A 13,184-nucleotide genomic window follows, 5' to 3' on the forward strand; every position below is an offset into this window, starting at 1 on the left:
TACGCTTCTCCTGCACCCGGTTCACTGGCTAAGCTCAAGCCTCCCGAATTCCCGCAGAGGTCTCACCATGCCGCAGCAATGGCCAGCCGCCGACATCGCCCGCTTGATCCTCGATGGCTTTGACGATTACCGCGAGCATTTTCGCCAGATCACCGACGGCGCCCGGGCCCGATTCGAACAGGCCAGGTGGCAAGAGACGCAATCGGCGTCGGCGGCACGGATCAATCTGTACGAAGAAAAAGTCGGTGAAACCGTGGAGCGACTGCGCACCGCGTTTGACCCAGGCACCCTGGACGTCAGCTGCTGGCCGCTGGTCAAAAGCGCCTACATCAGCCTGATCGACCTGCGCTTCGACGACGAACTGTCCGAGACCTGGTACAACTCGATCTTCTGCGGGCTGTTCAGCCATGACCTGATCAGCGATGGCTGCATGTTCATCCACACCACCCGGCCGAGCCTGCGCCGTGCCCGGGCCGCGCAAACCCGCACCTACAAGCCGCAAGGTCAATTGTCGGCGATGCTCGCCAGCATCTTCGCCGACTACCGCTTCAGCGAGGATTATGCCGACCTGTCCGGTGACCTGAAGCGTCTCGAAGCGCAGTTGCGCGAGAACCTGCCGGATTGGGTATGCAAGGACCCGGAGCTGAGCGTCGAGCTGTTTTCCTCGGTGCTGTACCGCAACAAAGGCGCGTACCTGGTGGGGCGCATCTACACCGCCGACGAGCAGTGGCCGCTGGCGATTCCATTGCTGCACCTTGAAGGCCGCGGCATCCAGATCGATGCGCTGATCACCGACGAAGCAGACGTGTCGATCATTTTCTCCTTCACCCGCTCGTATTTCATGGTGGATGTGCCGGTGCCGGCGGAGTTCATTGGCTTCCTGCGGCGTATCCTGCCCGGCAAGCACATTGCCGAGCTGTACACCTCGATTGGCTTCTACAAGCACGGCAAGTCGGAGTTCTACCGGGCGCTGATCAATCACCTGGCCAGCACCGACGACCAGTTCATCATGGCCCCCGGTGTGCGCGGTATGGTCATGAGCGTGTTCACCCTGCCGGGTTTCAACACCGTGTTCAAAATCATCAAGGACCGTTTCTCACCGTCGAAAAACGTCGACCGCGCCACGGTGATCGAAAAGTACCGCCTTGTGAAAAGCGTCGACCGGGTCGGGCGCATGGCCGATACCCAGGAGTTTGCCGATTTCCGTTTCCCGCTGAGCAAGTTCGATCCGGCGTGCCTGGAGGAGTTGCTGGAAGTCGCGCCGTCCACGGTGTCGGTGGAAGGCGACACGGTGCTGATCCGTCACTGCTGGACCGAACGCCGCATGACTCCGCTGAACCTGTATCTGGAAAACGCCAACGAGGCGCAGGTACGCGAGGCCTTGGAAGACTACGGGCTGGCGATCAAGCAACTGGCGGCGGCCAACATCTTTCCCGGCGACATGCTGCTGAAGAACTTTGGGGTGACCCGTCACGGTCGTGTGGTGTTCTACGACTATGACGAGATCTGCTTCCTTACCGAGGCCAACTTCCGCCACATTCCGCTACCGCGTACACCCGAAGATGAAATGGCTTCCGAGCCGTGGTACTCGATCGGGCCGCTGGACGTGTTCCCGGAAGAGTTTCCGCCGTTCCTGTTTGCCGATTTCGGGCAACGCAAGTTGTTCGATCAGTTGCATGGCGAGTTGTACAACGCCGATTACTGGAAGAGCCTTCAGGACGCGATTCGGGCAGGGAAGGTGATCGATGTGTTTCCGTATCGGCGCAAAGGCCTCGATAACGAGTAGAGACAGGGGGCTCCCAACCCCGTAGGAGCTGCCGAAGGCTGCGATCTTTTGATCTTGATCTTTTCGACGCGCCTGAAAAGCAAGATCAAAAGATCGCAGCCTTCGGCAGCTCCTACAGGGGAACCAGCCAATCCATGCCAAATCTGCGACAATCGCCCCCCTTGCGCCACTAGACGACTGAATTGCGTACCCGATGACCGACGAATCGCCCTCCATCGACAAACTGCTGAAAAACCTCGATCACGCCATGCTCGCCGACCGCCACCGGTTGCGGCGGCAGTTGCTTGAGCTACGCAAGAAACCCGACGAGGCCAGGCTGGGCCAGTGGGTGACGCGGATGCAGGCGTCTTGTGAGCAGGTGCTGGTGCGCAAGGCAAGCCTGCCGGTGATTCGTTACGACGACAGCCTGCCGATTGCCGCCAAACGCGACGAAATCAAAAAGGCGCTGGAAAAGCATCAGGTGCTGATCATCGCCGGTGAGACTGGCTCGGGTAAAACCACCCAGTTGCCGAAGATCTGCCTTGAAATCGGTCGCGGCCAGCATGGTCTGATCGGCCACACCCAGCCGCGGCGGATCGCTGCGCGCAGCGTCGCCAGCCGCGTAGCTGAAGAACTCGGCACGCCGCTGGGTACGCTGGTCGGCTATCAGGTGCGCTTCGAGGATCAGAGCGATTCCAGCACCCTGATCAAGCTGATGACCGACGGTATCCTGCTGGCGGAAACCCAGAACGACCGGTATCTGGAACGCTACGACACGATCATCGTCGACGAAGCCCACGAACGCAGCCTCAATATCGACTTTCTGCTCGGCTACTTGAAAACCCTGCTGCCGCGTCGTCCCGATCTGAAAGTCATCATTACTTCGGCGACTATCGACCTGGAGCGTTTCTCCAAGCACTTCGATGACGCGCCGATTGTCGAGGTGTCCGGCCGCACCTACCCGGTGGACACCTGGTATCGCCCGCTAACACTTGAGCAGGACGAAGAGGGCAACCGCGTCGAGGATGACTTGACGGTGGATCAGGCGATCCTCGCCACCCTCGACGAAATTGCCGCGTTTGAGCGTAGCGAGCGCCGCAGTCCCGGTGACGTGCTGGTGTTCCTGCCCGGTGAGCGCGAGATTCGCGATGCCGCCGACATGCTGCGCAAGGCCCAGCTCAAGCACACCGAAATCCTGCCGTTGTACGCGCGCCTGTCACCGGCCGAGCAGCAGCGGATTTTCCAGTCGCACCCGGGCCGTCGCGTGGTGCTGGCGACCAACGTCGCGGAAACCTCGCTGACCGTACCGGGCATCCGCTACGTGATCGACAGCGGCACCGCGCGCATCAGCCGCTACAGCTACCGGGCCAAGGTCCAGCGCCTGCCGATTGAAGCCATTTCCCAGGCCAGCGCCAATCAGCGTAAAGGTCGTTGCGGGCGGGTCGAGCCGGGCATTTGCGTGCGCCTGTACAGCGAGGAGGATTTTCTCGGTCGCCCGGAATTTACCGATCCGGAGATCCTGCGCACCAACCTCGCGGCGGTCATCCTGCAGATGTTGCATTTGCGCCTTGGCGAGGTCAGCGCGTTCCCGTTCATCGAGCCGCCGGATGGCAAGGCCATCAGCGACGGTTACAACCTGCTGCAAGAACTCTCGGCGGTGGACCGCAACAGCCAGTTGACGCCGCTCGGCCGGCAATTGGCGCGTCTGCCGGTGGACCCGCGCATGGGCCGCATGCTGCTGGAGGCGGCGAAGCTCGGTAGCTTGCAGGAAGTGCTGATCGTCGCCAGCGCCATGTCTATCCAGGACCCGCGCGAACGCCCGCCGGAGCGTCAGCAAGCGGCGGATCAGGCCCACGCCCAGTGGAAAGACGCCGATTCGGACTTCGCCGGGCTGGTCAATCTGTGGCGCGGTTTCGAAGAACAACGCCTGGCGCTGACCGCCAGTCCGCTGCGTAACTGGTGCCGCAAGAATTTCCTGAATTACCTGCGCCTGCGCGAATGGCGCGACTCTCATCGTCAGTTGAGCCTGATCTGCCGCGACATGCAGCTGAGCCTCAATAAAGAACCGGCGGACTATCCGAAACTGCACAAAGCGGTGCTGGTGGGGTTGCTCAGCCAGATCGGCCAGAAAACCGAAGAGGGCGATTACCTCGGCGCACGTCAGCGGCGCTTCTGGATTCACCCGTCGTCGGGTATCGGTAAAAAGCGTCCGCAGTGGCTGATGACCGCCGAACTGGTGGAAACCACCAAGCTCTATGCGCGCATGGTGGCGAAGATCGATGCCGACTGGATCGAGCCACTGGCCGGGCACCTGATCAAGAAAAACCACTTCGAACCCCATTGGGAGAAGAAGCGCGGCCAGGTCGTGGCGTTCGAACAGATCACCCTGTTCGGGTTGATCGTGGTTGGGCGTCGGCCGGTGCATTACGGCCCGGTGGACCCGGTGGTATCCCGTGAGTTGTTCATCCGCGAAGCACTGGTGCGTGGCGAAATCCAGTCGAAGGCCAGGTGCCTGACGGCCAACGAGCAGTTGCTGGAGCAACTCGACGAACTGGAAGCCAAGGCCCGTCGCCGCGACATCCTCGCCGACGAAGAAACCCTGTACGCCTTCTATGACGCGCGATTGCCGGCGGAGATCCATCAGACGGCGACCTTCGACAGTTGGTATCGGATCAACAGCCAGAAAGACCCGCAACTGCTGATCATGCGCGAAGAAGACGTGCTGGCCCGCGAAGCCAGTGAAGTCACCGCCCAGCATTACCCGGATACGCTGCACATCGGCGATCTGGAGTTGGCCTTGAGTTACCACTTCGAACCCAACCATCCACGGGACGGCGTGACCCTGCGCGTGCCGGCACCGCTGCTGCCGATGCTGCCACCGGAACGCCTGGAATGGCTGGTGCCGGGTGTCATCGAAGCCAAGTGCATTGCGTTGGTGCGCAACTTGCCCAAGGCCTTGCGCAAGAATTTCGTACCGGTGCCGGACTTCGTCAAAGCGGCCTTGCAACGCATGACAATTGCCGAGGGCTCACTGCCTCAGGCCCTGGGTCGCGAGCTGCTGCGCATGACCGGCGCGCGGGTCAGCGACGAAGCCTGGAGTGAGGCGGCGCAGCAGGTCGAAAGCCATCTGCGGATGAACCTGGAAATCGTCGACGCCCAGGGCAAGTTCCTCGGTGAAGGTCGCGATCTGGCCGAACTGACGGCGCGTTTCGCCGAGGCCAGCCAGGCGGCATTGGCGGTGCCGCAAACCGCGAAGAGCCAGCAGCCGGTGGAGCCGAAAGTATTCGCCGCCGTGGCCGAGAAAACCCAACAGAAGATCGCCGGGCTGTCGATGACGGTGTATCCGGCGCTGGTGGAGGAGAGCGGTACGGTCAAGGAAGGGCGTTTTTCGACGCCGGCCGAGGCCGAGTTCCAGCATCGCCGTGCCCTGCAACGCCTGCTGATGCAGCAACTGGCCGAGTCGGCTAAATTCCTGCGCGGCAAATTGCCGGGGCTGACCGATCTGGGCCTGCTGTACCGCGACATGGGGCGCGTCGATGCGGTGGTGGAAGACATTCTGCTGGCCAGCCTCGACAGCTGCATTCTTGAAGGCGAAGACCCGCTGCCACGCGATGGCGCTGGATTGGCGTCGCTGGCCGAGCGCAAACGTGGCGCCTGGACCGAGCACGCCGAACGTGTGGCGAAGCTGACCCTGGAAATCCTCAAGTTCTGGCACGGCTTGCAAAAGCGCTTCAAGGGCAAGATCGATCTGGCGCAAGCCGTGGCCCTGAACGATATCAAGCAACAGCTCAGCCACTTGGTCTATCCGGGGTTTGTCCGGGAAACGCCGATGCAGTGGCTCAAGGAGTTGCCGCGTTACCTCAAGGCGATCGAGCAGCGCTTCGAAAAAATCGGCGCCCAGGTGCAGCGCGACCGGGTCTGGAGTGGCGAATTGAGCGGCCTGTGGACGCAATACCAGACCCGCGCCAGCAAACACGCCCAGGAAGGCAAACGCGATCCGCAACTGGAGTTGTATCGCTGGTGGCTGGAGGAATACCGGGTTTCGCTGTTTGCGCAACAGTTGGGAACCAAGGTGCCTATCTCCGACAAGCGCCTGAACAAGCAGTGGAGCCAGGTCGAGCCTTGACCTGATCCCTGTAGGAGCGAGCTTGCTCGCGATGAGTTCAAGAACGCCGCGGGGTGTCAGGCACGAAGCGTTATCGTTGACGACCATCGCGAGCGAGCTCGCTCCTACAAGGTATGGCGTTGCTCTTGCAAAAAGGGGCCAAAACCCTGGGTTTATGGCAAACTTCGCGCCTATAAACGCCGGCCCCGCGGTTTTGAGCCTTCACGGTCTCGGGCAGGTCGGAATAAAGCGATGCCAGGTTTGCGTCCCCCGGATGGGAATAGATCCTTTGTGTATTGGTACGTCGGTACCAATACTTTCTGCCTGAACAGATTAGAGACACGACCATGCATAACGTCGTCATCAGCGGCACCGGCCTTTACACCCCGGCCAACAGCATTTCCAACGAAGAGCTGGTGCAGTCTTTCAATACCTACGTCGCGCAATTCAACGCCGACAACGCCGATGCCATTGCACGCGGTGAAGTGGAGGCATTGACCGAATCCAGCGCAGCGTTCATCGAAAAAGCCTCCGGCATCAAGAGCCGCTTTGTCATGGACAAGGACGGCATCCTCGACCCGCAGCGCATGGCCCCGCGCCTGCCGGAACGTTCCAACGACGAATGGTCGGTGCTCTGCCAGATGGCCATCGGCGCGGCCGAACAAGCCTTGCAGCGTGCCGGCAAGACCGCAGCAGACATCGACGGCGTGATCGTCGCCTGCTCCAACCTGCAACGCGCTTACCCGGCCATTGCCATCGAAGTCCAGGAAGCGCTGGGCATCCAGGGTTTCGGTTTCGACATGAACGTGGCGTGTTCCTCGGCGACCTTCGGTATCCAGACCGCCGCCAACAGCGTGCAACTGGGCCAGGCCCGGGCAGTCCTGATGGTCAACCCGGAAGTCTGCACCGGCCACCTGAACTTCCGTGACCGTGACAGCCACTTCATCTTCGGCGATGCCGCCACCGCGGTGATCATCGAACGTGCCGACCTGGCGACGTCCAAGTACCAGTTCGACATCGTCAGCACCAAGCTGCTGACCAAGTTCTCCAACAACATCCGCAACAACTTCGGCTTCCTCAACCGCGCGGCAGAAGAGGGTATCGGCGCCAAGGACAAACTGTTCGTGCAGGAAGGCCGCAAGGTGTTCAAGGAAGTCTGCCCGCTGGTTGCCGAGCTGATCAGTGAGCATCTGCAGGAGAACCAGCTCAACGTCAGCGACGTGAAGCGCTTCTGGCTGCACCAGGCCAACCTCAGCATGAACCACCTGATCGTCAAGAAACTGCTGGGTCGCGACGCCACCGAACAGGAAGCGCCGGTGATTCTCGATACCTACGCCAACACCAGCTCCGCCGGTTCCGTGATTGCGTTCCACAAGAACCAGGACGATCTGGCCGCCGGTTCGCTGGCCGTGCTCAGCTCATTCGGCGCCGGTTACTCGATTGGTAGCGTGTTACTGCGCAAGTTGTAGGATGTAGGAGCGAGCTTGCTCGCGAAGAACTCAAAGACGCTGCGTTCATCCAGATTTCACGCGTTATCGTTGACGACCTTCGCGAGCAAGCTCGCTCCTACGAGGGCGGGTTAGCAAAAACAAACAGCCCGGCGTTGATATGTCGGAGGATGATGGGGACCGACACACCAACGCCAGGCTGTAAAAGGAGCCCGGGCTTCCTTGCCCGAGTCGTGTAGCGGGGTGAATCAGAACTTCGCTTCGGCATCCAGTTGCAGGGTGTTGATGTCCGAATCTTTCTTGTTGATGTTGGCGTTGGTCTGGTCCGAGGTCGCCATGAAGTAAGTCGCGCCCAGGGCGAAGTTCTTGTCCAGGTCGTAGCTCACTTTCAGCTTGCTGCCGCGCGAACCGGTGAAGCCGTTGGCGAAGTCGGAGTCGGTGAAGGCGCCCACCACAGCGTTACGCTGCACGTCGCGGTAGTTGTAGTCCAGGTTGAAGCCGTAGAGCTTGGACTTCACACCGGCCAGCCAGCCAGTGTCCTGGTCGTTGCTGGCATCGGTATTGTTGACGTACTGACCGTAGATCGACAGCGGAACTGGCAGGTTGCTGAAGTCCAGCTGACCAAAGCCTTCGTACAGTTTGAAGGTTTCGTTCGGGCTGTTGCCGTTGACGGCCAGGGCGCATGGCGTGGTAACAGTGCCGGAGGTAGGGCAGGCACTGCTACTGTCGTTGTCGTAGGAGTAGATACTGCCGCCCAAGGTCATTTTCATGCTGTCGGTGATGGCGAAGCGACCACCCAACTGGCCCGCGTACAGACGCAGGTCGTGCTTGAACTGCACGCCTTCGCCGTCGACGTTGTCCTTGAGGGTGTAGTGACCGGCGCTACCGAACAGCTCGGTGCTGCCGCTCAGCGGGTACTTGTAGGTGACTGCCAGACCTTCCGGGTTGATATCGCTATCCCAGATGATGTCGCCCATGCTCACCCATTGTTGCGGCATCTTGCCGCCAACCAGGTGCAGGTTCTTGATCGCGTCCGGGTGGTAGTCGATGTAACCCTGGTCCAGCCAGATCTGCTTCTTGTCGAAGTAGTTGTTCAGGTCCTGGTTGGTCGAGCGAGCGTCGTCGTTGCTGCCGGTGGCGATACGGATACCGGTGTCGACCTGCGGGTTGATTTCGCTGTAGGCACCCAGACGGGCACGAATGCGCTGACGGTCCTGGTCCTTGTTGTTTGGCACGCCATCGTTGTGCACGGTTTCTTCACGGAAGCGTACGTCACCCTTGAACTGGGTCTTGGCGGCCCATGCCAACTTCTGGTCAAAGGTGCTCAGTGCGTCGGTTTTCTTCGCGGTGGCCGCGATTTGCTCGTTAGTCTCTTGCTGAGCCTGACGGGCGATCTGCTGGTCTTTCTGATCCCTGGCCAGCTCGGCTTGCAGTTCGCTGTACTGCGCATTGGTGATCGAGCCGTTAGCCTTGAGCATGTCGAGCAGTTTGGCGTCGACTGCAGCACTGGCCGGAACGCTCATGGCCAGCAACAGGCCACCGCACAAGGCCGCCGCAGTTTTCGTGGAAGCAAGACGCATATCAATCTCCGAAGATGAGAGGGGATGACAGAGCCATCCGGGAAACAACCGGCCGTTAGGGGCGGAAAACACTGACCGGGTATAACCCGGCGCTCTAAAAACAGGCGCCAGTATCGCGATGGTTTATGACAGAGCAGCGGCACTGTGATGTCATGTCGATGACGATACAAAGTCGCCGTGAACTATTGAGTTAGAGCACTGTCGTCGGTTTGCTCGTGTGCAATGCAGAGCGATAGGCGATACTCGCGGGGCTTTCACGCCATGAAGAGTGAGGATGGTGATGCCGTTGCAACGCCTGCAAAAACTGTCAGAAATCGCCCCGCAGACCTGGGACGCACTGGTGCCCGAGACTCAGCCTTTTCTGCGTCACGCTTTTTTGAGCGCACTGGAAGACAGCGGCAGCATCGGACCCCATACCGGCTGGCAGCCTGAGCATTTGCTTCACGTTGAAGGTGAGCGCTTGATCGCCGCGCTACCCGGTTATCGCAAGTGGCATTCCTACGGCGAATACGTGTTCGATCACGCCTGGGCCGATGCCTGTGAACGTGCCGGCATCGACTACTACCCCAAGCTGTTGACCGCGGTGCCGTTCAGTCCGGTCACCGGGCCGCGGCTGTTGGCGGCCACGGTCGAAGACGGCTTCGAGTTATTGAAAAGCCTGCCGGGTTACCTTGAGCTTGAAGGGCTCTCCAGTGCCCATATCAATTTCACCGATCCGTTTACCGACGCGGCACTGAGCGAGCAGCCCGGCTGGCTGCAGCGCGTTGGCTGTCAATACCACTGGCAGAATCGCGGCTACCGGGATTTCCAGGACTTCCTCGATGTGCTGAGTTCGCGCAAGCGCAAACAGATGCGCAAGGAACGCGAGCAGGTGGCCGGGCAGGGCTTCGAGTTTGAGTGGCTTGAAGGGCGGGAGCTGAGTCAGGCGCAATGGGATTTCGTCTATGCCTGCTACGCCAATACCTATGCGGTGCGCCGGCAAGCGCCGTATCTGACACGGGAGTTTTTCAGCCTGCTGGCCGAACGCATGCCGGAGTCGATTCGCGTGGTGCTGGCCAAGCAAGGTTCACGGCCGGTGGCGATGGCGTTCAGTCTGGTGGGGGGCGACAGCTTTTATGGCCGTTACTGGGGATGCCTGGCGGAGTTCGATCGCCTGCATTTCGAGACCTGTTTCTACCAGGGCATGGACTATGCCATCGCCAACGGTTTCCAGCGTTTTGATGCCGGGGCACAGGGTGAGCACAAACTGATTCGCGGATTCGAGCCAGTCATTACGCATTCCTGGCACTACTTGCGGCATCCGGGATTGAAAGCAGCGGTTAAAGACTTTCTGGAGCAGGAGCGGCTGGGAGTGTTGGCTTATGCTGAGGATGCGAAGTCAGCCTTGCCTTATCGACAAGGCTGATCTTCAGCGTTTCAGCTTTCTTCTTTGCCCAGCCAGCGATACAGCACGCCGCCGACCACGGCACCGAGTAGCGGTGCGACCCAGAACATCCACAGTTGTTGAATTGCCCAGCCGCCGACGATCAGCGCCGGGCCGGTGCTGCGCGCCGGGTTGACCGAGGTGTTGGTGACCGGGATCGAGATCAGGTGGATGAGCGTCAGCCCCAGGCCGATGGCAATCGGCGCCAGTCCTGCCGGTGCACGTTTGTCGGTGGCGCCGAGGATGATCAGGATGAACATTGCGGTCATCACCAGCTCACAGACAAAACCTGCGGCCATTGAATAGCCGCCAGGCGAGTGTTCGCCATAGCCGTTGGACGCCAGGCCTCCCGCCAGTTCGAAACCGGGTTTACCGCTGGCAATGAAATACAGCAGGGCGGCTGCAATCACGCCGCCAATGACCTGGGCAACGATGTAGGCCGGCAATTCATTGGCTGGAAACCGCCCACCTACCACAAGGCCGAGGGACACCGCAGGATTGAGATGGCAGCCGGAAATATGGCCGATGGCGAAAGCCATGGTCAGCACTGTCAGGCCAAACGCGAAGGATACCCCGAGCAGACCGATCCCCACATCCGGAAAAGCCGCCGCCAACACCGCACTGCCGCAACCACCCAACACCAGCCAGAACGTACCTACCAACTCGGTAGCCGAACGTTTTAACAGAGACATAAGAGAGTGTCCTTTCGAGATTATGCTGCCTTTAGCATCCAGCCGATGGACTGCAGAACCACCTCCAGAACGTTGAAGTCAGTACAGCACGGTTTTTTCAGAATTCCAGCAGGCATAAAAAACCGCCAGGGCCCGTTGTTGGCGGGGCCTGGCGGTTATCCAAGGTCCATCGGAATCACTTGACCCCTGTAGGAGCGAGCTTGCTCGCGATGGTCGTCAACGATAATGCTGAGGGCCTGACACCGCGCGGCGTCCTTTAATTCATCGCGAGCAAGCTCGCTCCTACAGGTAATGTGGCCATCTTGATACTCAATCGATCCCGACAAACCCACCGGTCTGGTGTTGCCATAACCGCGCATACAAACCGCCATGGGCGAGCAGCTCGGCATGGGTTCCGGTTTCGGCGATTTTGCCGTTTTCCAGCACCACCAGCCGGTCCATCCGGGCGATGGTCGAGAGCCGGTGAGCGATGGCGATCACGGTTTTGCCCTGCATCAGGGTTTCGAGGCTTTCCTGGATCGCCGCTTCGACTTCCGAATCCAGTGCCGAGGTGGCCTCGTCCATGATCAGGATCGGCGCGTCCTTGAGCAACACACGGGCAATGGCGATGCGCTGGCGCTGGCCGCCGGAGAGTTTCACCCCGCGCTCACCGACGTGGGCATCGAAACCGGTGCGGCCTTCGGCGTCCGACAGTGAGGGAATGAAGCCATCAGCCCGGGCCTTGTGCACCGCTTCCCAGAGTTGGGCGTCGGTGGCGTCGGGCTTGCCATACAGCAGGTTGTCGCGGATCGAACGGTGCAGCAGCGACGTGTCCTGGGTGATCATGCCGATGCGTTCGCGCAGGCTTTCCTGGCTGACGTCAGCGATGTTCTGGCCGTCGATCAGGATGCGTCCGCCTTCGACGTCGTACAGGCGCAGCAGCAGGTTCACCAAGGTCGATTTGCCTGCACCGGACGGGCCGATCAGGCCGATTTTCTCGCCGGCCTTGATGGTCAGGTTGAGGTCACCGATGATCCCGCTCCGCTTGCCGTAGTGGAAGTCCACCTGTTCGAAGCGCACTTCGCCACGGGCCACCGCCAGGGGCTTGGCCTGGTCGCGGTCGGTGACGCTGACCGGTTGCGAGATGGTCTGCAGACCGTCCTGCACCATGCCGATGTTTTCGAAGATGCCGGTCACCACCCACATGATCCAGCCGGACATGTTGACGATGCGAATCACCAGGCCGGTGGCCAGGGCAATCGCGCCCACGCTGATCAGCGACTGCGTCCACAACCACAGGGCCAGGCCGGTGGTGCAGACGATCAGCAAGCCGTTCATGCTGGTGATGGCCACGTCCATGCTGGTGACCACGCGGCCGGCCAGTTGCGCCTTCTCGGTCTGTTCCTTGATGGCTTCGCGGGCGTATTGCTGTTCGAAGTTGGTGTGGGCGAACAGCTTCAGGGTGGTGATATTGGTGTAGCCGTCGACAATCCGCCCCATGAGTTTGGAGCGCGCATCGGAGGCCACCACCGAGCGATCCTTCACCCTTGGCACGAAGTAACAGAGGGCGCCGATGAAGGCGAAGATCCAGGTCAGCAGCGGGATTATCAGGCGCCAGTCCGCTTCGGCGAACAGCACCAGGGAACTGATGGCGTAGATCAGCACATGCCACAACGCATCAACAGCCTGCACGGCGGAATCGCGCAGTGAGTTGCCGGTTTGCATGATGCGTTGGGCGATGCGCCCGGCGAAGTCGTTCTGGAAGAAATTCAGGCTCTGCTTGAGCACGTAGCTGTGGTTCTGCCAGCGGATCATGCTGGTCATGCTGGGGCTCAGGGTCTGGTGCACCAGCAAGTCATGCAGGCCGACAAAGATCGGGCGCAGCACCAGCGCAACCACCACCATCCAGGTCAGTTCGAGGGCATGATCCTGGAACAGACTGACGTTCGGCGTGCCTTGGGCCAGGTCGATGATGCGGCTCAGGTAGCTGAACAATGCCACTTCGATCAAGGCACCCATCAGGCCGACGATCAGCAGGGCGGCGAAGCTCGGCCAGACCTGCTTGAGGTAATAGGTATAAAAAGGGAAAACCCGGTCCGGCGGAGACGCCGTCGGTGCTTCACGGAAAACATCGATCAATTTTTCAAAACGGCGATAAAGCATGTTTTTTCGCCCGCGAACGGGCTCTCCTT

The 13,184-nt window shown here is 60.4% G+C and carries 7 protein-coding genes; 4 read left to right on the forward strand and 3 right to left on the reverse strand.

Annotated elements, in window-relative coordinates; all coding sequences use genetic code 11:
- The first annotated feature begins 67 nt into the window (after positions 1-67).
- The 3 genes from aceK (at position 68) to AC1DKH_RS14970 (ending at position 7,339) form a co-directional block, all read left to right on the forward strand.
- A complete protein-coding gene (aceK, locus tag AC1DKH_RS14960; RefSeq protein ID WP_477798539.1) occupies positions 68-1,786 on the forward strand; it encodes a bifunctional isocitrate dehydrogenase kinase/phosphatase in 1,719 nt (572 codons plus the stop codon).
- A gap of 193 nt (positions 1,787-1,979) precedes the next feature.
- The gene (hrpA, locus tag AC1DKH_RS14965) at positions 1,980-5,891 is read left to right on the forward strand and encodes an ATP-dependent RNA helicase HrpA (protein WP_477798540.1); all 3,912 of its coding nucleotides are present in this window, start codon (positions 1,980-1,982) and stop codon (positions 5,889-5,891) included.
- 326 nt (positions 5,892-6,217) lie between these two features.
- Positions 6,218-7,339: a beta-ketoacyl-ACP synthase III gene (locus tag AC1DKH_RS14970; RefSeq protein WP_477752907.1), complete on the forward strand. Its 1,122-nt coding sequence runs from the start codon at positions 6,218-6,220 to the stop codon at positions 7,337-7,339.
- Positions 7,340-7,566: 227 nt separating this feature from the next.
- Here the strand turns inward: AC1DKH_RS14970 and AC1DKH_RS14975 are convergent, their stop codons facing one another.
- Positions 7,567-8,898, reverse strand: a complete 1,332-nt coding sequence (locus tag AC1DKH_RS14975; RefSeq protein WP_477752908.1) for a putative porin — start codon at positions 8,896-8,898, stop codon at positions 7,567-7,569.
- Between the two features lie 280 nt (positions 8,899-9,178).
- Between AC1DKH_RS14975 and AC1DKH_RS14980 the strand changes: the two genes are divergently transcribed.
- On the forward strand, positions 9,179-10,303 hold the full coding sequence (locus AC1DKH_RS14980) for a GNAT family N-acetyltransferase (protein ID WP_477752909.1): 1,125 nt from the start codon (positions 9,179-9,181) through the stop codon (positions 10,301-10,303).
- An 11-nt stretch (positions 10,304-10,314) separates the two neighbouring features.
- On the opposite strand, the gene aqpZ is transcribed toward AC1DKH_RS14980, so the two are convergent.
- The gene (aqpZ, locus tag AC1DKH_RS14985) at positions 10,315-11,013 is read right to left on the reverse strand and encodes an aquaporin Z (protein WP_477752910.1); all 699 of its coding nucleotides are present in this window, start codon (positions 11,011-11,013) and stop codon (positions 10,315-10,317) included.
- 309 nt (positions 11,014-11,322) lie between these two features.
- Entirely contained in the window at positions 11,323-13,155 is a 1,833-nt protein-coding gene (locus AC1DKH_RS14990) for an ABC transporter ATP-binding protein (RefSeq protein WP_477752911.1), read from the reverse strand.
- Positions 13,156-13,184 lie beyond the last annotated feature (29 nt).

The sequence above is a fragment of the Pseudomonas sp. 05L36 genome, from assembly GCF_056398125.1.